Source organism: Nocardia tengchongensis, from assembly GCF_054781395.1.
Genome location: NZ_BAAGUM010000003.1, coordinates 399,337 through 421,735, shown reverse-complemented (window position 1 = coordinate 421,735; position 22,399 = coordinate 399,337). Strand labels below are relative to the sequence as shown.

Annotated in this window: 18 protein-coding genes; 9 read left to right on the top strand and 9 right to left on the bottom strand. The window is 67.4% G+C overall.

The annotated features are described in order from the left end of the window. Nucleotides 1–3: 3 nt before the first annotated feature. Entirely contained in the window at nt 4–1,077 is a 1,074-nt protein-coding gene (gene argC / locus ACYVKL_RS04880) for an N-acetyl-gamma-glutamyl-phosphate reductase (protein ID WP_379170775.1), read from the bottom strand. Between the two features lie 88 nt (nt 1,078–1,165). Here argC and ACYVKL_RS04875 point away from each other — a divergent pair, with 88 nt between their 5' ends. Then, on the top strand, nt 1,166–2,881 hold the full coding sequence (locus ACYVKL_RS04875; protein ID WP_379170777.1) for an LCP family protein: 1,716 nt from the start codon (nt 1,166–1,168) through the stop codon (nt 2,879–2,881). A gap of 93 nt (nt 2,882–2,974) precedes the next feature. Continuing rightward, complete coding sequence (locus tag ACYVKL_RS04870) at nt 2,975–3,751, top strand: isocitrate lyase/PEP mutase family protein (RefSeq protein ID WP_379170779.1); 777 nt, start codon at nt 2,975–2,977, stop codon at nt 3,749–3,751. A 10-nt stretch (nt 3,752–3,761) separates the two neighbouring features. Here the strand turns inward: ACYVKL_RS04870 and ACYVKL_RS04865 are convergent, their stop codons facing one another. Further along, the gene (locus tag ACYVKL_RS04865) at nt 3,762–4,658 is read right to left on the bottom strand and encodes an RNA polymerase sigma-70 factor (protein WP_379170781.1); all 897 of its coding nucleotides are present in this window, start codon (nt 4,656–4,658) and stop codon (nt 3,762–3,764) included. Between the two features lie 89 nt (nt 4,659–4,747). Here ACYVKL_RS04865 and ACYVKL_RS04860 point away from each other — a divergent pair, with 89 nt between their 5' ends. Further along, nucleotides 4,748–5,233, top strand: coding sequence for a nitroreductase/quinone reductase family protein (locus tag ACYVKL_RS04860; RefSeq protein WP_379170783.1), 486 nt, complete (start codon nt 4,748–4,750; stop codon nt 5,231–5,233). A gap of 389 nt (nt 5,234–5,622) precedes the next feature. Here ACYVKL_RS04860 and ACYVKL_RS04855 read toward each other — a convergent pair whose 3' ends face one another. Next, complete coding sequence (locus ACYVKL_RS04855; protein ID WP_379170785.1) at nt 5,623–7,074, bottom strand: HNH endonuclease signature motif containing protein; 1,452 nt, start codon at nt 7,072–7,074, stop codon at nt 5,623–5,625. 272 nt (nt 7,075–7,346) lie between these two features. Between ACYVKL_RS04855 and ACYVKL_RS04850 the strand changes: the two genes are divergently transcribed. From ACYVKL_RS04850 to ACYVKL_RS04835, 4 genes are all read left to right on the top strand, one after another. Beyond that, complete coding sequence (locus ACYVKL_RS04850) at nt 7,347–8,087, top strand: alpha/beta hydrolase family protein (protein WP_379170787.1); 741 nt, start codon at nt 7,347–7,349, stop codon at nt 8,085–8,087. A gap of 162 nt (nt 8,088–8,249) precedes the next feature. Next, nucleotides 8,250–9,809, top strand: coding sequence for an FAD-dependent monooxygenase (locus ACYVKL_RS04845; RefSeq protein WP_379170789.1), 1,560 nt, complete (start codon nt 8,250–8,252; stop codon nt 9,807–9,809). 451 nt (nt 9,810–10,260) lie between these two features. Next, nucleotides 10,261–11,139 (top strand): alpha/beta fold hydrolase, encoded by an 879-nt coding sequence (locus ACYVKL_RS04840; RefSeq protein WP_379170791.1) that lies wholly within the window; start codon nt 10,261–10,263, stop codon nt 11,137–11,139. A gap of 2 nt (nt 11,140–11,141) precedes the next feature. Further along, nucleotides 11,142–12,242 carry a GlxA family transcriptional regulator gene (locus ACYVKL_RS04835; RefSeq protein ID WP_379170793.1) on the top strand — a complete coding sequence of 367 codons (1,101 nt, stop codon included), beginning with the start codon at nt 11,142–11,144 and terminating at the stop codon, nt 12,240–12,242. Nucleotides 12,243–12,370: 128 nt separating this feature from the next. Here the strand turns inward: ACYVKL_RS04835 and ACYVKL_RS04830 are convergent, their stop codons facing one another. The 3 genes from ACYVKL_RS04830 to ACYVKL_RS04820 all read right to left on the bottom strand — a co-directional run bounded on the left by ACYVKL_RS04830 (nt 12,371) and on the right by ACYVKL_RS04820 (nt 14,576). Continuing rightward, nucleotides 12,371–12,802 carry a hypothetical protein gene (locus tag ACYVKL_RS04830; RefSeq protein WP_357202698.1) on the bottom strand — a complete coding sequence of 144 codons (432 nt, stop codon included), beginning with the start codon at nt 12,800–12,802 and terminating at the stop codon, nt 12,371–12,373. Nucleotides 12,803–13,002: 200 nt separating this feature from the next. After that, complete coding sequence (locus ACYVKL_RS04825) at nt 13,003–14,034, bottom strand: hypothetical protein (protein WP_379170795.1); 1,032 nt, start codon at nt 14,032–14,034, stop codon at nt 13,003–13,005. A gap of 32 nt (nt 14,035–14,066) precedes the next feature. Continuing rightward, on the bottom strand, nt 14,067–14,576 hold the full coding sequence (locus ACYVKL_RS04820) for a PspA/IM30 family protein (RefSeq protein ID WP_379170797.1): 510 nt from the start codon (nt 14,574–14,576) through the stop codon (nt 14,067–14,069). A 207-nt stretch (nt 14,577–14,783) separates the two neighbouring features. Here ACYVKL_RS04820 and rho point away from each other — a divergent pair, with 207 nt between their 5' ends. Beyond that, on the top strand, nt 14,784–15,956 hold the full coding sequence (rho, locus tag ACYVKL_RS04815) for a transcription termination factor Rho (RefSeq protein ID WP_379170799.1): 1,173 nt from the start codon (nt 14,784–14,786) through the stop codon (nt 15,954–15,956). Here the strand turns inward: rho and ACYVKL_RS04810 are convergent. Further along, nucleotides 15,943–16,728 (bottom strand): alpha/beta hydrolase, encoded by a 786-nt coding sequence (locus tag ACYVKL_RS04810; protein ID WP_379170801.1) that lies wholly within the window; start codon nt 16,726–16,728, stop codon nt 15,943–15,945. The two genes, rho and ACYVKL_RS04810, sit on opposite strands and share 14 nt — an antisense overlap. 131 nt (nt 16,729–16,859) lie before the next feature. On the opposite strand from ACYVKL_RS04810, the gene ACYVKL_RS04805 reads away from it, so the two are divergent. Further along, a complete protein-coding gene (locus tag ACYVKL_RS04805) occupies nt 16,860–18,311 on the top strand; it encodes an HNH endonuclease signature motif containing protein (RefSeq protein WP_379170803.1) in 1,452 nt (483 codons plus the stop codon). 480 nt (nt 18,312–18,791) lie between these two features. On the opposite strand, the gene pheT is transcribed toward ACYVKL_RS04805, so the two are convergent. Both pheT and pheS read right to left on the bottom strand, forming a co-directional pair. Next, nucleotides 18,792–21,293 carry a phenylalanine--tRNA ligase subunit beta gene (pheT, locus tag ACYVKL_RS04800; RefSeq protein ID WP_379170806.1) on the bottom strand — a complete coding sequence of 834 codons (2,502 nt, stop codon included), beginning with the start codon at nt 21,291–21,293 and terminating at the stop codon, nt 18,792–18,794. Nucleotides 21,294–21,325: 32 nt separating this feature from the next. Further along, nucleotides 21,326–22,384 carry a phenylalanine--tRNA ligase subunit alpha gene (gene pheS, locus ACYVKL_RS04795; protein ID WP_379170808.1) on the bottom strand — a complete coding sequence of 353 codons (1,059 nt, stop codon included), beginning with the start codon at nt 22,382–22,384 and terminating at the stop codon, nt 21,326–21,328. Between the last annotated feature and the right edge of the window lie 15 nt (nt 22,385–22,399).

The window sequence follows — 22,399 nt, the reverse complement described above, 5'->3', positions numbered from 1 at the left end:
TGCTCACGGTGCCACTCCTACGGTGGAAAGTCCTGCGGTCTCGTCGATTCCGAGAGCCAGATTCATCGATTGCACCGCGGCGCCCGCGGTGCCCTTGGTCAGGTTGTCGATCGCGCCGATGACCACCAGCAGCCCGGCGTCGGTGTCCACGGTGACCTGGAGGGTGACGGCGTTGGAGCCGAGCACCGAACCGGTCTGCGGCAGTACGCCTTCGGGCAGCAGGTGCACGAAAGGCTCGTCGGCGTAGGCCTTCTCGTAGACGGCGCGCGCCTGCGCGGCGTCGACCGTGGTCGGGGCCGTGCAGGTGGCGAGGATGCCGCGCGGCAGCGGGGCCAGCACGGGGGTGAACGACACGCTCACGTCGGCGGCGGCACCGCCACCGAACTGCTGGGCGGCCTTCAGGTTCTGCGCGATCTCGGGGGTGTGCCGGTGTGCGCCCGCGATGCTGTAGGCCCGCATCGAGCCCATCACCTCGGAGCCGAGCAGGCCGACGTCGAGTTTGCGGCCGGCGCCCGAAGTGCCGCTGACGGCAACCACATTCACGCGCGGCTCGATGATGCCGGCGGCGATCGCCGGGGCCAGCGCCAGGCTCGACACGGTCGGGTAGCAGCCGGGGACGGCGATCCGGGTGGCGCCGCGCAGCTTGTCGCGGCCGCCGGGGAGTTCGGGCAGCCCGTAGGGCCAGTGGCCGGCGTGCGGGGTGCCGTAGTACTTCTCCCAGGCCGTGCCGTCGGTGAGCCGGAAGTCGGCGCCGCAGTCGATGATGATCGTGGATTGCGGCAATGCCGTGGCGATCGCGGCGGACTGGCCGTGCGGGAGTCCGAGGAAGACCACGTCGTGGCCGGACAGTTCCTCGACGGTGGTGGGCGCGAGCACCCGGTCGGCCAGCGGCAGCAGATGCGGCTGCAGCTCACCGAGGGTGGACCCGGCATTGGACCCGGCGGTCAGCGCCCCGATCTCGAGGCGCCCGCTTCGGTAGGCCGGATGGGAGAGGAGCAGGCGCAGCACTTCACCCCCCGCGTACCCGCTCGCACCAGCTACCGCGACCCGCAGGGGCCCGTTCGAGGTATCCACCATGTGATGATTATGCACGACTGTGCAAGCTCATTCACAACCGGGCGGAAATCTGACAGGACGCGCCGCTTGCGGCACACTCGACAGCGCCATGTACGACGACGCCACCCAACCGCTGCCGGTTGTCGGCCCCCAGCCGGGCCGTACCCGGGCACCGGAAACGCCGACCCCCGCTCCCCGCCGCTCGCGGCGCGCCCAGGGCGACTCCACTCCCCCGCGCGCGAGCCGTCGTCGTACCGAGGATCGTCGCGGACGCACCCCGGACCGTAAAGAACGCACCGCCGCCGAACGCGAGCGCGACAAGCGCCTGCGGCTGGCCGGACGCGGCATCATGGCGGTGGTCGCGGCCGGCGTGATGGGCATCACCGGCATCGTCTGGTACGGCGAGACCAGCCTGGACCAGGGCTTCACCCGATCCGGCGCGATCTCCCCCGAGGACGTGAACCTCGACGGCGACATCAACATGCTGCTGATCGGCCTGGACACCCGAAAAGACCTGAACGGCAACGATCTCCCCAAGGACATCCTCGATCAGCTGCACGCCGGCGACGGCACCGAGGGCGGCTACAACGCCAATTCGCTGATCCTGGTGCACATTCCGAAGGACCTCAAGCACATCGTCGCGTTCTCCATCCCGCGCGACGACTACGTGGCCGTCCAGGGCATCCCCGGCTACGACCACGCCAAGATCAAGGAGTCCTACGGCCTCAAGAAGTACACGGTCGAGGAGAAGCTCAAGGCGAAGGGCATGGCCGAGGGTCCCGAACTGGAGCGCCAGGGCCGGGAAGCCGGGCGCGCCAGCATCGTTCAGACTGTGAAAGCGCTCACAGGCGTGCCGATCAACCGGTTCGCCGAGGTCTCCCTGGCGGGCTTCTACGATCTGGCGACCGCGCTCGGCGGCGTGGACGTATGCCTCAACCACGCCGTGGACGACAGCTACTACTCCGGCGCGCAGTTCCCCGCCGGACCCCAGCACCTCGACGGCTCCGACGCGCTCGCCTTCGTGCGGCAGCGGCACGGCCTCGAGAACGGCGACCTCGACCGCACTCACCGGCAGCAGGCGTTCCTCACCTCGGTCGCGAACTCGATGAAAAGCTCGGGCACGCTGACCAATCCGGGACGACTCAAGGCGCTCATCGACGTGGCGCACAAGGACGTGGTGCTCTCCGACGGCTGGAGCCTCACCGATTTCGCCACCACGCTGGGCCGTGCGGACTCACCGTCGGTGGAGTTCCGCACGCTGCCGGTGCTGCGCTACGACAATGTCGACGGCCAGGACGTCAACGTCATCGATCCGGTGGCGATCAAGAAGACGGTCCGCGAGGCGTTCGGCGTCTCCACTCCGGCCGCGCCCAGCGCCCCGATCGTCACCCCCACCTCGACGCTGGACGTGGTCAACGCCAGCGGCACCCCCGGCCAGGCGGCCAAGGTGTCGAAGCTGTTGACCGCCAAGGGATTCCCCGCCGGCGAGGTCGCCAACGCCTCCTACGCCGACGGCACCAGCTCCACGGTCTACTACGGCGCCGGCGCGGACACCGACGCCAAGCAGGTCTCGGAGATGTTCGGCGGCCTGCCGGTCAGCCCGTCGACCTCGGTCTCGGCCGGGCACGTGAAGCTGGTCGTCGGCAGCGACCTCGACATCCCCGCCACCCTGGACCCGACGGCGACCTCCACCACCCCGACCACCACCGCCAACGGCTCCAGCACCAGCCTGACCGCGACCACGGACACCACCACCTCGGACGCCCCCGACTCCGGCAAGCCGGTGACCACCACCATCGGCTCGAAGATCCCCTGCGTGAACTGACGCTGACTGAACCGACGCTCGTGAAGTGACCGCTCGTGAAGTGACGCCGCCCTGCCCGACCGCGTGACCCACCGCCGAAATACGGAGTGCGCCATGACGAAGACCGAGCTTTTCCGCAGTCTGCACCACGGTGATCGCCCGCTGGTCCTGCCCAACGCGTGGGACTTCGGGTCCGCGGCCATGCTCGCCGAGGCGGGCTTCCCGGCGCTGGGCACCACCAGCCTGGGCGTCGCCGCCGCTGCCGGGCTGCCCGACGGCACCGCCGCCACCCGCGCCGAAACCCTCGCCCTGGCCCAGCGGCTCGGTCGGCTGACGATCCCGGTCACCGTGGACATCGAGGGCGGATTCAGCACCGACGCCGCCGAAGTCGCGGAGTTCTGCGCGGAACTCGTGCGAGCGGGTATCGCGGGAATCAACCTGGAGGACAGCCGATCCAACACGGAGCTGGCCGATCCTCGCGAGCACGGTGAGCTGATCGCCGCGGTGAAGGCCCGCGTGCCCGAGCTCTTCATCAATGCGCGCACCGACACCCACTGGCTCGGCATCGACACGGACTCCACCCTGGAACGCGTCCTGCACTACGAGAAGTGCGGCGCGGACGGCATCTTCGTGCCCGGGATTACGGAACCCGAAGGAATTCGCACCCTCACCGCGGCACTGACCGCGCCCCTGAACGTCCTCTTCTCCCCCGCCGGCCCCACCGTGGCCGAGCTGGGCGCGCTGGGCGTCAGGCGCATCAGCACAGGTTCACTGCTGTATCGCGCAGCGTTGGCCGCAGCGGTGCACACGGCCGAATCGGTCGCGCACGGCCATCCCTTGGTCGCCGAAATCCCCAGTTACGCAACAATTCAGCGCGTTCTGGAGCCGTAGCCGCGCTGGGTCACCGACCGAGCACCCGGACCTGTTCGGCGGTTCGCAACTTGTCCGGGTTGCGGATCGCATACAGCCCGGTGATCCGGTCACCACTGGTTTCGATCAGCTGAACGGTGTCGAGCAGTCCATCAGCGGTGCGCAACAGGACGGCGGGCCGCGCATTGAAGGTGCCGAACTCGACGAGCATGCCCGCCACACCATTCCGGGCCAGCCGCACCAGATAGCTCGCGACCCGCGCCGCGCCGACGACCGGTTTCCCCGCCACGGTGACCTTGCCGCCGCCATCGGATATCTGCACCACGTCCGGCGCGAGCACATCCATCAGCGTCTGCATATCGCCGGTCTGAGTGGCGATCAGGAATCGTTCGATCACTGCCCGGCTGGTCTCGGCGTCGGGTTCGAACCGCTTGCGGCGCTCCCGCACATGCGCCCGAGCCCGATGCGCGATCTGCCGGACCGTGGCATCGGATTTGCCTACCATCCCGGCGATTTCGACGAGACTGTGCCCGAACACCTCCGACAGCACGAACACCGCACGTTCGGTCGGCCCGAGCGTTTCCAGCACCAGCAACATGGCCATCGACACCGATTCGGCCAGCAGCACATCCCGACCCGCATCGTCGTCCGTCCGGATCGGTTCCGGCAGCCAGCTACCCACATACTCCTCGCGTCGCCGCCGCACGGTTCGCAGGTGATTGAGCGCCTGCCGCGTCACGATGGCGGTCAGGTACGCCCGCGGATTCTCGACCCGCGCCCGGTCTGTCTCGCGCCATCGCAGATAACTGTCCTGCACCACGTCTTCGGCGTCGGCCGCGCTCCCGAGCAGCTGATACGCGACCGTGAACAGCAGCGGCCGCAGCCCGTCGAATTCCTCGACCCTATCAACCGCGGCCCCGATCCCCATCCCCGAAGCCTAGCCACAAGCCCCCACGTTAACTCACTGGACGCCATGTACAGTGAGCCCGACTGCCCGGCGACCCGAGGGGAATTCCCATGTCCAGCACCGATCCGACCCCGCTGACCCTGGCCGGCCGCTTCAACTACTACTCCAGTACCTACCTCGGTGCTGTGTCCCGCTTCTACGCGCGCGTGCACCGCCGTCTTTACAACCGCTTCGGCGGTACCCGCTTTGCCACTCTCTTCGGCGACCCGGTCTTCGAACTGACGGTTCCCGGCCGGAAGTCCGGTGAGCCGCGGCCCGTCATGCTGATGCTTGTCCGGTCCGGCGACGATCTTCTGGTGTGCGGTTCCAACGGCGGTAACCATGGCGTTCCCAATTGGTGGAAGAACCTTCTCGCGACTGACAAAGCTCGAGTCCGGATCGGTCGCGACACCTTTGCCGTGACTCATCGGGTAGTCACAGACGCTGCCGAATACGAAGCGCACTGGCGCACTCTCTCGGCTACGTATCCCCATTTCGACACGTACCGGGCTCTGAGTCCTCGCACCTTCCCCATCGCTGTGCTGACTCGCGCCTGACGAACAAAAACAAAAAAGACCAAAAGAAAAAAGACGCCTGGAGAAGGGAGAGGGGCTGGCTGGGTTGGGGAGGCTCGCTCACCTTCCAGCCTCATTACGGCTCGGCCGTGGATCGGCCCGGTGTCGGGGTACAAACACTCTGAAGTTGTCGAGGAACAAGCACCGTGAAGGTGCGCGGAGAGAAGGCTGAGGTCGTCTCGAGTCTTTGTTCTTGGGTCTTTGTCGGTCTTTGGGTCTTTGTCCCGAGAAGGTGATCCGTGCAGTCCGTGGGCCGGGATCGGCGGCTGACGGCACCCAACTCGGCGTCAGCCCAAGTGCGGTAGGGCAGACGAGGCAACCACACTCTATGTAGTTTTGCGAACGCCAGCAGGACACGAGCAGCACTGGATTCACGCAGCCCGTGAACGCCACTTTCGACAACTCGAATCGATCGCAGCCGCAATCGACTGCCCCACGTGATGACGATCGTTCACCCGGGGAGTGCCGGTGGGATCAACACTCTTCGGAGCAATCCACCCCGTTCGCCCTCGATGAGGTGAGTCCTTGCCCATGACAACGGTTTTCCACCCATCAGGCCCATCGTTGACGAGCGCGTGGCAGTGATCGCACGCCAAGGTCAGGTTGTTGATATCGGTGGGTCCGCCTTTGGCCCAATCATTCACGTGGTGGGCGGCGCACATACTGGCTGGTTGTTCACACCCGGGGCGGGTGCAGCCTTTGTCGCGGGCGATGAGCGCGAGGCGTTGGGCTCGGTTGGCGGTGCGGCGGGAACGTTGCAGGTACAGCGGCATCCCGTCCCCGTCGAGGACCGCGATCACCGGGTGGGTTCCCTCAGCCATCTTCAGCGCTTCGTTGATCGAGACCTGGGTGCCGGTGTTGGTGGTGGCCACCCCGGTCCCGTTCGCCAAGTCGGTGAGGCTTATCGTGAGAACGACCTCGACCGGCAGCCCACGGTGCATGCCAAGTGCGCGGATGTTCACGCCCGGCTGTACCAGCGCCATCAGCGCGTCGTGGGTGCGCTGCCCGGCATCACGACGATCCCGACGCGCAGCGGCATCAAGAACACTGTCGGCGATGAACCCACCACTGGCAGATGGGCTTTCCAAATCTTCGGCGTTGCACATGCCCGGGCGCGCGAGCTTGGCAAACACAGCATCCAAGCACGCCCGCAGTTCGGGGGTGATCCACCCTTCGATCCGCGACATCCCATCAACACCCGGACGACACAAGGTGATGCCCCGTCGACGGCGACGGTCGGCATCGGAGACGACCTTCCCGTCGGGATCCAGCCGGGCGAGGATGTCGCGGCCGATCTTCGGCAGGTCATCGGGCCAGCCCTCACGCGAGTACGAGACGAGAATCTGTTCGGCTTCGGCGCGTGCTTCGATGGGGATGTCAGCGGGCAGATGGTCCATCACGTCCATGATGTTGCGCACGTGATCCCGTGAAATCTCCCCGGCAGCAAAGGCTTCCGCCATCACCGGCAAGGTTGCCGGGCGCAGGTGACCTGAGGGTTCGAAGAATTCTCCGCAGTGGTGGGTCACCTTCACCCGCAGCGCCGCGTCGTGCCGGGACAATCCGAGGGTGTGCCGCAGGAACGGCACCATTTTCCCCGCCCCGGAACGCGCATGCAGTGAACGCTCCCCAGCTTCGATGATCAGCCGCGTATCCAATGCAGCCAGTTGCCTTTTGCAGGCTTCCAGCTGCTGCATCAACAACACGACATCCTCATCAGAGAACTGAGTCATCGCCGAGTTCTGGATGGATTCGGTCAGGGTCGCCACCGCGGCCGCCAGTTCAGCGATACCGCAGTCGTCGAGTGTCACCCCATTCGAATCCATGTGCTAATTCTACGCCGATCCAACCGCGATCGATATCCGAATTACATTGTGATACAAGCCTTTTCAGAACCTCACCAAGCAGAACCAACCAATCGCTTGCCACCTTCCATGCCGGTTGGTACCGTTCTCGCGACCGTGACATCACGAAGGAGGTGAGACCCATGAACGCTGATTCCATGTGGGTGCTCCCCATCGTGGTCACGGTCGGGCGTACAAAGTAACTGTCGCCGGGAGCGCTTGTGTAGCAAGGCATTCCCGAGAGGCAGAACATCATGCATTTCATTGCGCAGGCATCGGAGAACGATGTCATCGAACGTGAATTCCGACTGGGCGAGATCACCGGCGTGTTGTGGTCCCCCGAATCCCATTCCGAGGGTGCGCCGTTGATCCTGCTGGGTCACAGCGGCGGCATGCACAAGAAGGCGCCGAATCTCGTGACGACGGCACGTCATCTGGTGGCGCAGAGCGGCTACCGGGTGGCCGCGATCGATGCCCCGGGGCACGGTGATCGGCCGCGCAGCGACGAGGATCAGCGGTGGGCCGATGCGCTGCACGCGGCGCGGGCGGCCGGGGAACCGATGGATTCGTTTATCGCCGACTACAACACCTCGCTGGCCGAGCGGGCCGTGCCCGAATGGCAGACCACCTTGGACACGCTCCAGGCGCTGCCGGAGATCGGCCCGGACGCACCGGTCGGGTATGGCGGCGTCACCTTGGGCACCGTCATCGGGATGTGGCTGACCGCGGTCGAGCCCCGCATCCAGGCCGCGACCTTCAACAGCGTCTTCGTCTTCGACGCGCTGTTCGATATCGCACGGAAGATCACCGTCCCGCTCACGCTCCAAGTGGCTTGGAACGATGAGGAAATCGATCGCCGGCCCAGCTTCGACCTGTTCGAGGCCTTCGCATCCGAGAACAAGACGCTGTTGGCCACGCCGGGCCGGCACAACCAAATGTCCAAGACACAGCCTGATTTCGCGGCCGCGTTCCTGCGGCATCACTTGGGCCGGTGAGCAAAAGAATCCGTCGGGCAACCGCGGAGAAGTGAATGGGGAGGTGGGTCGAACCGCTTCCCTCTTCAACATATATCGCAGACCGGGGCTTGCGGCAAGACCCCGGCCGTGCTGCAGAATCGCTGCCCGAAGCTGATATCCACGGGAAACGGGGTAGTGCGAGTGCGTAGAACCGATGCTGACGTGATCATCGTGGGTGCGGGACCGACGGGCCTGATGCTGGCCGCCGAACTGCGGCTGGCGGGGGTGCGGCCGGTGGTTCTGGAGCGGCAGCCGCGGTTGCGGACGGTTCCGAAGGCCAACGGACTCGGCGGGCAGATCCTCCGGTTGCTGGATTATCGGGGGCTTACCGGACGGCTCGGCGAGATCGGCGTGGATGCCGGAACCACGGCGGCGATTCCGTTCGGCGGATTGCACGTGGATCTCAGTCCGCTGGCCGATTCGCCGTTGCAGGCCATGCACCTGCCGCAGCCGAAACTCGAACAGCTGCTCGATGATTGGTCCACCGAGCTCGGCGCGGAGGTGCGCCGGGGCCACGAGGTGACCGCGCTCGAACAGGACGACGCCACGGTCACCGTGGACGTGCACGGCCCGAACGGCGAATACCGGCTCACCGCACACTATGTGGTGGCCTGCGACGGTGCGCGCAGCCGCGTCCGCGGCATGGCCGGCGTCGACTTTCCCGGCACCACCTATCCGGAGGTCAACCGGTTGGGTCAGGTCAGCGTGCCGGACTCGGTGACGCAGCTCGACAACGGCGACCTGGAAGTTCCCGGGCACGGCACCGTCGCGGCCGGTTTCACCCGCACCGAGCACGGCGTGTTCGCGATGGGATCGCTCGCTCCCGGCACCATGATGATCCAGACCACCGAGGACACCACCGCCGACACCGACGACAACGAGCCGATGACTCTGGCCGAGTTGCAGGACAGCATCCGCCGAATCCTCGGTGTCGAGCTTCCCCTCGGCGACCCGATTCGTCTGTCCCGCTACCAGTTCCAGGCCCGCCAGGCCGAACGGTACCGGGCCGGAAGGGTTTTCATCGCCGGTGACGCCGCGCACGCCTTCCCCGCGACCGGTGTCGGCCTCAACGCGGGCATGCTCGACGCGATCAACCTCGCCTGGAAATTGGCCACCGACCTGCGGGGCGGGGCGCCGGCGGGACTGTTGGACAGCTATCACGAAGAACGTCACTTCGCAGGCGCCCGCATCATGATGCAGACTCAGGCGCAGGTGGCGTTGCGGCGCGGCGACGATCCGGCGGCGCTGGCCCTGCGTGCGCTGTTCCAGGAACTCGTCACCGACGAGCCCGCCCTGCGCCGGGTGGGCGCCCTCATCGCGGGCACCGACCTGCGCTACCCACTGCCGAACCCCAACGGCCACCCCCTGACCGGCACCGTCGTGCCCGACCTGCCATTGCGTATCGGCAAGGCGGACGCGCGCGTCGCGGATCTCCTGCCCACCGCCCGCCCCGTCCTGCTCATGCTCGCCGACCGCCCGGACCTGCACGAGATCGCCGCGGACTGGGCGGGCCGCGTCGGCATCCACACCGCCACCACCGACGACCGGCCGGCCGACGCCCTGCTGATCCGCCCCGACGCCCACATCGCCTGGGCCGCAACGGTGGACGAGGAACCTGACTCCGCGGCGGCCGCGCTGCGGGATGCGCTCACGCACTGGTTCGGAGCCGCAGAGGTGAGGGCCGAAGCCGCTGTCAGCTGAGCGGATGAGCGGGTGCGCGACTGGGTGGGGCGCCGCAGTGCGTGGCTGCGCGGCAGTATCGGGACGAACCGCAGCGTCCCAGCACGTGGCGCCGTCCCAGCACGTGGCGCCGTCCCAGCACGCGGCGCCGTCCCAGCACGCGGCCCCGTCCCAGCACGCGGCCCCGTCCTAGCGCGTGGCCAAGTGGGGGGCGATGCCGGCAGCCGCCGGGACCACCACCGGGTCCTTCCCGCGCCGGGCCACCCCGCTTCTGGCGCGCCGGACCTGCCTGACACCGGGCGATTCGAGGCGCGGCTGCCGCACCCCAGTCGCCTCAGTCAGCCACTGACTGGATCGGCCACAGCACTGATCCCCTCTGCCCGCGCTCTCGGCCGAACTCGGCTTCCAGCGTTCAATTCCCCTATGCCGCTCAACGCGGCACCGGAGCGAAATCGCTTGGAAGGACCGGGAAATGACCGAGTATGTAGCGCTCGAGCACGGGCGGATCGCGTGTGACGTGACCGGTGACGGCCCCTTGGTGGTGCTGTCCCACGGCATGGGGACCTGGCGGCGAGACTTCCGTCATCTGGTCGCCCCGCTGGCCGCCGCCGGGTACCGGGTGGTGAACGTCGACATGCGCGGCCACGGCGAATCCAGTCCGGATTGGCCGTCCGTGACCGGTAAAGCCGCCATCAGCCGCACCGACGTGGCCCTCGACTTGCTCGGAGTCATCCGGCATTTCGGGGGCCGGGCGGTCATCGTGGGGCATTCGCTGTCCGGCGGTTCGGCCACCATCGCGGCGGCCGAGGCCCCGGAACTGGTGTCGGCGATCATCGAGATCAACCCGTTCACGCTGAACCAGAGCATCGACCTCGGAGCGATGTGGAGGGACCGCCGCCATCGCCGTGGCATGTTCGAACTGGTCGGCACTCAGCTGTTGAAGTCGCCCCGCCTGTGGTTCCGCTACCTCGACGGCGTGGCCTACCCGACCCAGCCCGCCGATCATTCCGACTACCTCACCGAACTCCGGGCCCTGCTGGAACGACCGGGTCGCTGGGCGGAATTCATGAAGACCGGGAAGACCACCCCGGCCGACGCCGCGGCCCGGTTGCCCGAAGTCCAGTGTCCCGCACTGGTGATCATGGGTGCGCAGGATCCCGACTACCCGCGCCCCGAGGACGAAGGCCGGGCGATCGTGGCGGGGCTGCCCGCCGGTCTCGGCCAGTACGCCCTGATCGATCAGGGTGGCCACTACCCGCACGCCCAGTTCCCCGACCGGATGGCCGAGCTGATGATCCCGTTCCTACACCGCCACACCACAGGCAAGCGGGCCGGATCGGTCAGCAACTGACCGTGACAGCCGTCCCCGGCGACTGCGATGATCGCGGGGTGCCCGCGACCCGCACCGTTGTCTTCGTCGTCTTCCAAGGCATGCAGATCTCCGAACTGGCGGGTCCGCTCGATGTGTTCGCGCTCCTCAACGACATCGTCGCGACACCGCCGGAGAGGCTGCCGCCGGAATTGAGGGCGCCGGCGAGCGCAGTCGACCGGGATGCGGTCGACTCCCCGCCGCCGTATCGGCTGCTGACAGCGTCGCCCGGCGGGCTGCCCATCGAAGCCGATGGCGGGCTGACCCTCTCGGTCGCACATTCGCTCGACGAGATCGCCGCCGGTGACGACTTCGACACCCTGATCGTCGTCGGCGGCGATGTCTCCGGGCCCGGGGCGGCCGCGGTGGTCCCCGCCTTGCCCGCCCTGGCCCGCAAGGCTCGCCGGGTGACGTCGGTGTGCGCGGGCGCGCTGCTGCTGGCCGCAGCGGGACTGCTGGACGGCTACCGGGCGACCACCCACTGGGGTGCAACCGCCCTACTGGCCCAACGCTATCCGCGGGTGACAGTCGAACCTGATCGCATCTACGTCCGCGACCGCAACCGCTGGACCTCGGCGGGCATGTCCGCGGGCGTCGATCTCGCCCTGGCCCTGGTAGAGGACGACCACGGCCGGGAGACAGCCGCCATGATCGCGCGGGTGTACGTGGTGTTCACCCGCCGGCCGGGCGGACAAGCCCAGTTCAGTGCCCAGTTACGCAGCCAGCCCGCCCGAACGCCCGCCATCCGGGCCGTGCAGCAGTGGCTGCCCGATCACCTCGGCGCGGAGCTCACGGTGAGCGAACTGGCCGCCCGCGCAGGCATGAGCGAACGCCATTTCGCCCGCGCCTTCCGCGCCGAAACCGGTTGCACCCCTGCGGCATTCGTGGAGGACCTGCGCGTGGAGGCGGCCCGCCGTCTGCTGGAGTCCACCGAACTGACCATCGGCGCGATCGCCCGTCAGGTCGGCTACCGCCACGGCGAGACCCTGCACCGCGTATTCACCCGCCGCCTCGCCACCACACCCGAACGCTACCGCCAGCATTTCGCCATGAGCCCGGCGCAGGTGGCGGGGACCAGCGAGTAGATCCACCAAGGCCGTTGCGGCAGTTCGAATTTGAAGGACTGGATGTGAAAGACAGGACCGCGGCGCGGCGGTGGAGCCCGAAGCTCGGGTCCACCGGCCGCGGCCGGCCTCGGCCGCACGGAAGTCCCTCAAGCGACCGCGATGTGCTGGTGATCGGTGCGGATGCGGCCGTCCTCGTCGAGCGCGAGCACATCCATGCCGCCGCCGACCACACTGCCGTCGGCGGTCACCATGGACCAGGTGAAGGCGATGACGTGGTTCAGCAGCGCGGTCGCCTCGCCGCGCTGCACGAAGCGGTGACCGGTGCCGATGAACATGTCGTAGGCGCGCTCGACGCGGCGTTCGAGGGCGTGGTGGCCGCGGACCTCTAGGGCCGGGATCGGGAAGTTCAGGTTGGCGGCCGCCTCGCGCATGTCCTCGGGCGGATCGACGAGGATCTGGGCGCCGTCCTCGGCCCACAGGTCGCGGATGAGCTTGCGGCGCGCCTCCGGGTCGGACTCGTTCCACTGGGCGAGGTAGCGGCCGGCGAAGTCGTTGATGTCGATGTCGGTGTTCGTCATGACCATGAGTCTGCGAGGAATCGATGCGGTGCGCGATTCCCTCCAGGGAATGACAAGCACAGCCCTGCAGGGAATGACGAACGCGGCCCTGCAGGGCATGACGAGCACAGCCGTCGAGGGAATGACGGACGTTCTCGTCCAGGGAATAATGCAGGGCCGCACGCGATTCCAGCGTGCGGCCCTGCGTCGAGTCTCGGGTGTCAGTTCCCGGCGAGCACCGCCAGCACCGGCTCCGACAGGAAGAACGGCTCCAGCCGCTCGCGAATCAGCTTGGCCAGCACGCCGTTCCGCTTCGCGGCCTCCACCACGGCCGGGCCGTAGCGCAGGATCTCCTCGGCCACGACCGCCTCGGACAGGCCCAGCTCAGGCAGCATGGCGGCCAGGGTGTGGTCGCCGTACTTCTCGAAGAACACCTCGACGCCCTGGTCCACCAGCACGCCGACGTATTCCTTGTTGCGGGTGGTCAGCGCGATTCGATAAACGATCTGCGCCAGGTCCTTCAGGTCCTGCTGGGACAGGTACTCGCGCAATCCGGCGACCGGTTCCCCGGCGTGCAGGTCCCAGAACTCCATGGCTGCGTCGTGCACGGGCGCGTCGCGCAGCATCTCGCGGATGGCGTTGTTGGTGCGCTTGAGCGCGAATTGCGCTCCCTTACCGGCCATTTCGCCGATGAAGGTGCCGCCGGCCTTCTCCGCCGCCTTGCGCGCGGTCTTGGCGGCGTTGGTGCCCATCGAGACCAGCGATCCGACGCCGGGAATCTTCGAGGCGAGCTGCTTGTTGGTCTCCATGAGATCGTCGACCAGCTTGTCCACGAACTTGGCGGCCACGGTCGCGATCAGGGGGCTCTCGGTCAGCCGTTCCAGGATGCGTTCCTGGGCCTGGTGCATGCCGAAAAGCTTCTCGAGCAGCTGCTCGACGGGCTCGCGGTCGACCACGTCACCGAGGGTGTAATCGTGGTTGCCGGCGATGTCGTCGTAGAGCGTGTCGGCGAGCACGGGGACCATATCGCCCAGCACGGGGCTGCCGCCGATCAGTTCGATGACGTTGGCGACGGTCTGCTTGGCCTGATCGATCTCGACCACGTCGCGGAAGATGATGGTGTCGGCGACGCCGATCACCGCTTCCACGTCGCGGGCGATCACTTCGGCGAAGCGGTCGCCGGAGACCTCGGCGACAATGAAGTCGACCTGCAGATCCAGCAGCTTCTCGGCGATTTCACGAGGCTCGGTCAAAGTTCCACCCAATCTAAGAGGGAACGCCGGACCTACTCGGAATCGTTGCCGTGCATCGATTTTCGAATTTGATCCAGACGTTCCCGCGCGGCCTTGGCGCGCGCATCCCACTGTTCCTCTACGCTACGGCCCACGGGTGTCTGCCGATCGAGCTCGCCCATCCCCTGCGATGTCCCGTAGCGCTGCTCGACCTTATCGCGAACTGACTCGAAAGTAGGGACGCCCGCGGAGGTATACCCGCCCGCCGCCGGCCCGGTGGGGATACCCGCAGGCGGTACCGGTATCCCGGTCGCCACCGGACCCGCTCCCACCTGCCCGGATACCCCGACCGTCTCAGACTGTGAATAGCTTTCCACCGGCAGGGTGTCAGGAGTCACATCGATGACATCCGGCGCATGACCGAGGGTGTCCGTCAAGGACTGCGCCACCGCGTGCAGGGCGGCCAGACCGGCCCGGCCGTCGGAGGCGGCCGCGACCACGGCCGCGAGTTCGGCGTCCGGCAGCTGCGCCAACAACGCCACGATTTCCTGGGCATCGCTCATGGGTTCCAGGCTACGCATTGACCGCGCCCCGCGGGGTGACGTACCGTGAGGGCGTCGCAATCCAGTGGATGCAGGTCGACGCATAGTCCCTCCCACGCGATTTCCTTCTTCACCGAGCAGGTCCCGCACATGCGGCGATCACTCGACATTCATCTGCGGTCCACAGACCGCCCTCGGCCGTATGCGGCCATCCCAAGGAGAAACATCATGACAACCACCAAAATCCGGCCCCCGGTCGTATCCAGTGATCCGACCCCGGCCCTCGACCACATCGAAACACTCACTCCCGCAACGGGAATCCTGGATATCAACGGCCAGAACGGCGTACTGCGCCTGAAGGGCTACTTGCCCGACTCGCACGACATCCATGTCCCGGCCCGCCTGATCCGTTCCCACGGACTGCGCCGCGGCGATCTCGTCGCCGGACTCGCGCAGCCGAATCCCAAGGGCGGCAAGCAAGCTCCGCTCGTCCGCGTCGACACCGTCAACGGCCGACCGGCTGCCGAGCACGGGGCACGCCCGCACTTCCGGGACCTGACCCCCATCCATCCCGATGAGCGGCTACGGCTGGAAACCCAGCCCGGCAAGCTCACCACCCGCGTCACCGACCTCATCATGCCGATCGGCAAGGGCCAGCGAGCGCTGATCGTCGCACCGCCGAAGGCGGGCAAAACCTCTGTGCTGCAGTCGATCGCGCACGGCATCGCGGTCAACCATCCGGAGGTGCACCTCATGATGGTGCTCGTCGGCGAACGCCCCGAGGAGGTCACCGAGCTGTCGCGCGGAGTTCCCGCCGAGGTCGTCGCCGCCACCTTCGACCACTCCCCCGCCGAGCAGACCGCGCTCGCCGAGTTGGCCATCGAACGGGCACAGCGCCTGGTCGAGGAGGGCCGCGACGTCGTGGTCCTGCTCGACTCGCTCACCCGGCTGGCCCGCGCCTACAACACCTCCGGACCGGCCTCGGGCCGAATCCTCTCCGGCGGTGTCGACTCCACCGCCCTGCTGCCGCCCAAGCGTTTCCTGGGCGCGGCCCGCAATATCGAGAACGGCGGATCGCTGACCATCGTGGCCAGCGCGCTCGTCGAAACCGGTTCGCTCGCCGACACCGTCATCTTCGAGGAGTACAAGGGCACCGGCAACGCCGAACTCAAACTCGACCGCACCCTGGCGGGCCGCCACATCTTCCCCGCCGTGGACATCGCCAAATCCAGCACCCGCCGCGACGAACTACTCCTCCACCCGGCCGAACGCGAGGCCGTCGACACCCTGCGTCGCACCCTGGCCGACGTCGACGATCACCGCGCCCTCGAACTACTCCTCGACGGCTTGCGCAAGACTGGCAGCAATGCCGAGTTCCTGGCCAACATCATCCGGAAGTGAGCCGCTTGGGCGGCAGCACGCCGGCCACCCAGCCCGAGACCCGCTCCGCCCAGCCGGGGAACCCGATCAGATCGTTGTGCATGCCACCCGGATAGATCACCAGCTCCTTGGGCTCCGGTGCGGCGGCGAACAATTCACGCCCCATCCGCACAGGCAGCAGTTCATCGGCGTCACCGTGCATGATCAGCACCGGACAGCTCAGCTTCTTGATCCGCTTCAGACTCGGATAGGCATTGGGCACGAATACCTTCGGCAGGAACGGATAGACCGCCGTGGCAGCGTCCCGCATGCTCGTGAACGTCGACATCAGCAGCAGGGCGGCCGGCGGAAACGCATTCGCCAACTCCAGCATCACTCCTCCGCCGAGCGACTTCCCCAGATACACCACCCGCCCGGCATCGACGCCGGTCTGCCCCAGCAACGCCTCCCGCGCCACCCGAACATCCCGATAGGTCCCGTCTTCACCCGGCCGCCCGGTACTACGCCCGTACCCCCGGTAATCGAAAACCATCACATCGAACCCGGCCGCCGCGAGCATCGCCAACATCGGCGACCGGTCCCCGATGTTCCCGCCATTCCCGTGCGCGAACAGTATGTGCCCCAGCGGCTCCCCCGCTGCCCGCACAAACCACGCATTGACGGTCTCGCCGTCCGAGGTCCGCAGATACAGATCCTCGTAGGCGAATCCGTACATATCGGGAGTCGCCACAATGCCGCGCTCGCCCGGTTGATAGCTGAGCGCATTGAGGACAGGCGTCGCCGGATGCCACATGGCTCCTTCTTACCGCACTGTCGCCACGACCGGACACTCCGGCCAGTATGGAACGGTCGCAATTCTGAAATGCCTTGCATAACAATGGAATTCGACTATCGATCATGGTTGGGGCGGGGTAGAATTAGCACATGGATTCGAATGGGGTGACACTCGACGACTGCGGTATCGCTGAACTGGCGGCCGCGGTCTCGACCCTTTCGAACTCCGTTCAGAACTCCACGATGGCTCAGTTCTCCGACGACGATGTCGTCACCTTGATGCGGGAGCTGGAAGCCTGCAAGCGGCAATTGGCGGCCTTGGATACGCGCCTGATCATCGAAGCCGGGGAGCGGTCGCTGCATGCGCGTTCGGGTGCGGGGAAGATGGTGCCGTTCCTGCGGCATACCCGGGGGTTGTCGCGGTATGACGCGGCGTTGCGGGTGAAGGTCACCCACCATTGCGGGGAATTCTTCGAACCGAGCGGACACCTGCGGCCAGCGACTCTGCCGGTGATGGCGGAAGCGTTTGCGGCCGGGGAGATTTCCCGTGATCACGTCCGCAACATCATGGACGTGATGGAGCACCTCCCGACCGACATCCCCACCGAAGCGCGTACGGAAGCCGAAGAGATCCTCGTCGGCTACTCGCGTGAAGGGTGGCCTGACGACCTGCCCAAGATCGGCCGCGACATCCTCGCCCGGCTGGATCCGGACGGGAAGGTTGTCTCCGATGCCGACCGTCGGCGTCGGCGTGGGATCACCCTGTGCCGCCCCGGTGTCGATGGCATGTCCCGCATCGAAGGATGGATCACCCCCGAACTGCGGGCATGCTTGGATGCGGTGTTCGCCAAGCTCGCGCGCCCTGGCATGTGCAACGCCGAAGATTCGGAAAGCCCCATCGCCAGTGGCGGGTTCATCGCCGACAGCGTTCTTGATGCCGCTGCGCGTCGGGATCGTCGTGATGCCGGGCAGCGCACCCACGACGCGCTGATGGCGCTCGTGCAGCCGGGCGTGAACATGCGCGCACTCGGCATGCACCGGGGCCTGCCGGTCGAGGTCGTGCTCACCATGAGCCTGTCCGACCTGGAGAACGGGACCGGGGTCGCGACCACCAACACCGGCACCCAGGTCTCGATCAACGAGGCGCTGAAGATGGCCGAGGGAACCCACCCGGTGATCGCGGTCCTCGATGGCGACGGGATGCCGCTGTACCTGCAGCGGTCGCGCCGCACCGCGAACCGGGCCCAACGCCTCGCACTGATCGCACGAGACAAGGGATGTACCCGCCCGGGTTGTGAACAACCCGCCTCGATGTGCGCCGCACACCACGTCAATGATTGGGCCAAGGGCGGACCCACCGACATCAACAACCTGACCTTGGCATGCGATCACTGCCACGCGCTCGTCAACGATGGGCCCGATGGGTGGAAAACCGTTGTCATGGGCAAAGATTCACCGCATCGAGGCCGCACCGGGTGGATTGCTCCGAAGAGTGTTGACCCCACCGGAACTCCGCGCGTGAACGATCGCCATCACGTCGGGCAGTCGATCGCCGCTGCGATCGATTCGAGTTGCCGAAAGTGGCGCTCACGGGCCGCGTGAAACCAGTGCTGCTCGTGTCCTGCCGGCGTGCGCAAAACTACATAGAGTGTGGTCGCCTCGCCTGCCCTACCGGACCTGGGCTGACGCCAAGTTGGGAGCCGTAACCCGCCGATCCCGGCCCACGGACTGCACGCATCACCTTCTCGAGACAAAAACCCAAAGACCAAAGACCCAAAGACTCAAGGCTCGAGGACTCGAGACGACCCCCCAACCCTTCCCTCCCAGCACACCTCACGGTGCGTGTACCTCGACAACTCCAGAGTGCTTGTACCCCCACACCGGGCCGATCCACGGCCGAGCCGTAATGAGGCTGGTAAGTGAGTGAGCCTCCCAACCGGGCCAGCCCCTCTCCCTTCTCCAGGCGTCTTTTATCTTTTGGTCCTTTGTTTTTGGTCTTAGCTCTTGCTCTCCATCATTGCCTTCTCCAAACACCGCGGGCCCCAGTCCATTGGACTGAGGCCCGCGATCACACATCCAAAATCACCCGCGCAGAACAGCTCCCACGGAATCAGCAGCCCGAGCAACAGCAGCATCCCGCGCCGCACTCGCCTCATCCTCGGTGAGCGTCCGATCGGTAGCCCGGAAACGCAGAGCGTAGGTCAAAGACTTGCGCCCCTCACCCGCCTGCGCACCCTCGTAAACATCGAACAAAGAGATGTCCTCGAGAAGCTCACCGGCACCAGCGCGAAGAGCAGTCTCCACGGTCACCGAGGGAACCGCCTTGTCGACACTGACCGACACGTCCTGCAGCACCGCGGGGAACGCGGAAACCACCGGAGTAGGCCGGATTTCGCGCAGCGGCAGAGCGTCGAGATCGAGCTGGAAAGCGCAGGTCCGCGGCGGCAGGCCGGAGCGCTCCAGGACCGCGGGGTGCAGTTCGCCCGCATGCCCGACGACTACGCCGTCCACGAGCAGTTCGGCGCAGCGGCCGGGATGCCACGGAAGGAACTGAGTGGCACGGCGTTCGATGGTGAGGCCGGAAGCCTCGGCGATCGCGTCGACCAGAGCGAAGGCGTCCGACGCCTCGACCTGGCGGCCGGGACCCCACGGTCCGCGGGGCTCGCGGCGGCCGGTGAGGACTGCGCCGACGCGGGTCGGCTGCTTGGGCAGCGAGTCCAGCAGGACCTGGATCTCGGCGTCGGTGGGGCGACGGTCCACCGGGAGCGGGCCGACGGGGGCGGTCTGCTCGGTCGGCAGGGTGACCTGGCCGATCGCGTAGATCGCGAGATCACGCTGGCCGCGGGAGATGTTGCGGGCGGCGATCTCCAGCAGGCCGGGCAGCAGGGTCGTCGACAGCTCGGCGCGCTCGACGTCGAGGGGATTGAGCACGCGCAGGGTGTTGCGGCGAGGGTCGTCCGCGTCCAGACCCCAGGTGTCGAAGACGCCGGCGGCCATGAAGACGGGGGCGGGGACCTCCACGCAGCCCTCGAAGGCGAGGGCCTTGCTCACCGCGCGGCGGCGCAGCTGGGCGGCGGTCAGGCCGCGGCCGGCGGGGGCGGTGGGCAGCACCGACGGGATCTGGTCCAGACCTTCGAGGCGCAGCACCTCCTCCACCAGGTCGGCCGGCTGGGTGAGGTCAGGACGCCAGGTCGGCGGGGTCACGATGAGCTGCGGGTGACCGGCGTCGCTGACACCGACCTCGATGGCGCAGCCGACCTGCTGCAGGCGGCGGGTCGACGCGCCGGGCGCGTAGTGCACGCCCGCGATGCGGTCGGCCAGGTCGATGTCCATGGTGATCGGCTGCGGGGCCGGAACCGGCACCCGCACGTCGGTCAGCACGGATTCGACGGTGCCGCCGGCGATCTCGGCCAGCAGGGTGGCGGCGCGATCGAGGGCGGCGAGGTTGACCTCGGGGTCCACGATGCGTTCGAAGCGGCGGCTCGCCTCGGAGCCCAGCTTGTGGCGGCGCGCGGTGCGGGCCACGGCCACCGGGTTCCAGGTGGCGGCCTCGAGCAGGATGTCGGTCGAAGAGTCCGACACCTCGGTGCTCGCGCCGCCCATGATGCCGGCCAGCGAGATGACGCCGGACTCGTCGGCGATCACCACGTCCTCGGCGTCGAGGGTGCGCTCCGCTTCGTCGAGGGTGCGCAGGGTTTCGCCGGTGTTGGCGCGGCGCACCACGAATCCGCCCTGCACCTTGTCGGCGTCGAAGGCGTGCAGCGGCTGCCCCAGTTCGAGCATCACGTAGTTGGTGACGTCGACGGCCGGGGAGATCGGGCGCACGCCCGACAGCAGCAGGCGGCGCTGCAGCCACCACGGGCTGACGGCCTTCGGGTCGATACCGGTGACGCGGCGCACCGCGAAACGCGTGCACTGCGACTCGGATTCGATCTTCACCGGCCAGGCCTCGACCTCGGAGTCCGGCAGCAGGCGCACGGCCGGGTCGCCGTACTCCAGGTCGAAGCCGCAGGCCAGTTCCCGGGCCAGGCCGCGCGCGGAGAACGCGTAACCGCGGTCGGGGGTGATGGCCAGCTCGATGATGGTGTCACCCAGGCCGAGCAGCTCGTTGGCGTCCGCGCCGGGCTCGGCGGTGCCGGGCTCGAGCACCAGGATGCCGCTGTGATCCTTGCCGATGCCGAGTTCGGCGACCGAGCAGATCATGCCGTTGCTGGTGTGGCCGTAGGTCTTCCGCGAGGCGATCTTGAATCCGCCGGGCAGCTCACCACCGGGCAGCACCACCACGACCAGGTCGCCGACGGCGAAGTTCCGTGCGCCGCAGACGATCTCCTGCAGCTCGGTGTTGCCGACGTCCACCTTGCAGAAACGGATCGGCTTCTTGAACTCGGTCAGCTCGGTGATCTCGGCGACTCGGCCGACCACCAGCGGCTTGTCGACGTCACCGCCGATGGGCGCCAGATGGTCCACCTCTTCGACCTCGAGACCGACCCGGACGAACCCCGCGTCGAGTTCCTCGGCCGTCACCGACCACCCGGGGGTGGTCCGCTGCAGGATGTCCGTCAGCCAGGACTGCGCTACTCGCACTTGACGTTTCGCTTCCTCGTATCGGGGTCAGGTCAGGACTGGATGCCGAAGGGCAGCGTGAAACGCACGTCGCCCTCGACGATGTCGCGCATGTCGGGCAGGCCGTTGCGGAACTGCAGAGTCCGCTCCAGGCCCATGCCGAACGCGAACCCGCTGTACACCTCGGGGTCGATGCCGCTGGCGATGAGCACCTTCGGGTTCACCATGCCGCAGCCGCCCCACTCGACCCAGCCGGGACCGCCCTTCTTGTCCTCGAACCACACGTCCACCTCGGCGGACGGTTCGGTGAAGGGGAAGAAGCTGGGCCGCATCCGGGTGGTCGTGCTGGGGCCGAACAGCGCCCGCGCGAACCCGTCCAGGGTGCCCTTGAGGTGGGCCATGGTCAGGCCCTTGTCGATGGCCAGGCCCTCGATCTGCGAGAACACCGGGGTGTGGGTGGCGTCCAGCTCGTCGGTGCGGAACGTGCGACCCGGGCACACCACGTAGATCGGCAGCTCACGAGACAGCATGGTGCGCACCTGAACCGGCGAGGTGTGGGTGCGCAGCACCTGCCGCGACCCCTCCGGCGCGATGTGGAAGGTGTCCTGCATGGTGCGGGCCGGGTGGTCGGGCAGGAAGTTCAGGGCGTCGAAATTGAAGTGCTCGGTCTCGACCTCGGGGCCTTCGGCGACCTCCCAGCCCATGGCCACGAACACGTCCGCGACCCGCTCGGACAGCACCGAGATGGGGTGGCGGGCGCCCGCGGCGCGCCGGTCGGCGGGCAGGGTCACGTCGATGGTCTCCGCCACCAGGACCGCCGCGTCGCGCTCGGCGAGCAGCTCGGCCTGGCGGGACTCGTAGGCCTGCGACACCCGGCCGCGCGCCACGTTCACCCGCTTGCCGGCGTCGGCCTTCTCTTCTTTGGGCAGCGCGCCCAGGGACCGCTGCGCCAGCGAGATCGGCGACTTGCCACCCATGTATTCGGTCTTGGCGGTGGCCAGCTCGTCCAGGGTCGAGGCCGAGGCGAACGCCTTCTCCGCGGCTTCCGCGGCGGCGGAGAGCGACTCCTCGCTCAACGCAGCGGTCTGCTCGGCACTGTTGTCATCGGCCACGATGGTTCGTCACTC

Excerpts from the sequence above, each read along its gene's own strand:
- argC (WP_379170775.1), bottom strand. The coding sequence starts at position 1,077 with ATGGTGGATACCTCGAACGGGCCCCTGCGGGTCGCGGTAGCTGGTGCG.
- ACYVKL_RS04875 (WP_379170777.1), top strand. The coding sequence starts at position 1,166 with ATGTACGACGACGCCACCCAACCGCTGCCGGTTGTCGGCCCCCAGCCG.
- ACYVKL_RS04870 (WP_379170779.1), top strand. The coding sequence starts at position 2,975 with ATGACGAAGACCGAGCTTTTCCGCAGTCTGCACCACGGTGATCGCCCG.
- ACYVKL_RS04865 (WP_379170781.1), bottom strand. The coding sequence starts at position 4,658 with ATGGGGATCGGGGCCGCGGTTGATAGGGTCGAGGAATTCGACGGGCTG.
- ACYVKL_RS04860 (WP_379170783.1), top strand. The coding sequence starts at position 4,748 with ATGTCCAGCACCGATCCGACCCCGCTGACCCTGGCCGGCCGCTTCAAC.
- ACYVKL_RS04855 (WP_379170785.1), bottom strand. The coding sequence starts at position 7,074 with ATGGATTCGAATGGGGTGACACTCGACGACTGCGGTATCGCTGAACTG.
- ACYVKL_RS04850 (WP_379170787.1), top strand. The coding sequence starts at position 7,347 with ATGCATTTCATTGCGCAGGCATCGGAGAACGATGTCATCGAACGTGAA.
- ACYVKL_RS04840 (WP_379170791.1), top strand. The coding sequence starts at position 10,261 with ATGACCGAGTATGTAGCGCTCGAGCACGGGCGGATCGCGTGTGACGTG.
- ACYVKL_RS04830 (WP_357202698.1), bottom strand. The coding sequence starts at position 12,802 with ATGACGAACACCGACATCGACATCAACGACTTCGCCGGCCGCTACCTC.
- ACYVKL_RS04820 (WP_379170797.1), bottom strand. The coding sequence starts at position 14,576 with ATGAGCGATGCCCAGGAAATCGTGGCGTTGTTGGCGCAGCTGCCGGAC.
- rho (WP_379170799.1), top strand. The coding sequence starts at position 14,784 with ATGACAACCACCAAAATCCGGCCCCCGGTCGTATCCAGTGATCCGACC.
- ACYVKL_RS04810 (WP_379170801.1), bottom strand. The coding sequence starts at position 16,728 with ATGTGGCATCCGGCGACGCCTGTCCTCAATGCGCTCAGCTATCAACCG.
- ACYVKL_RS04805 (WP_379170803.1), top strand. The coding sequence starts at position 16,860 with ATGGATTCGAATGGGGTGACACTCGACGACTGCGGTATCGCTGAACTG.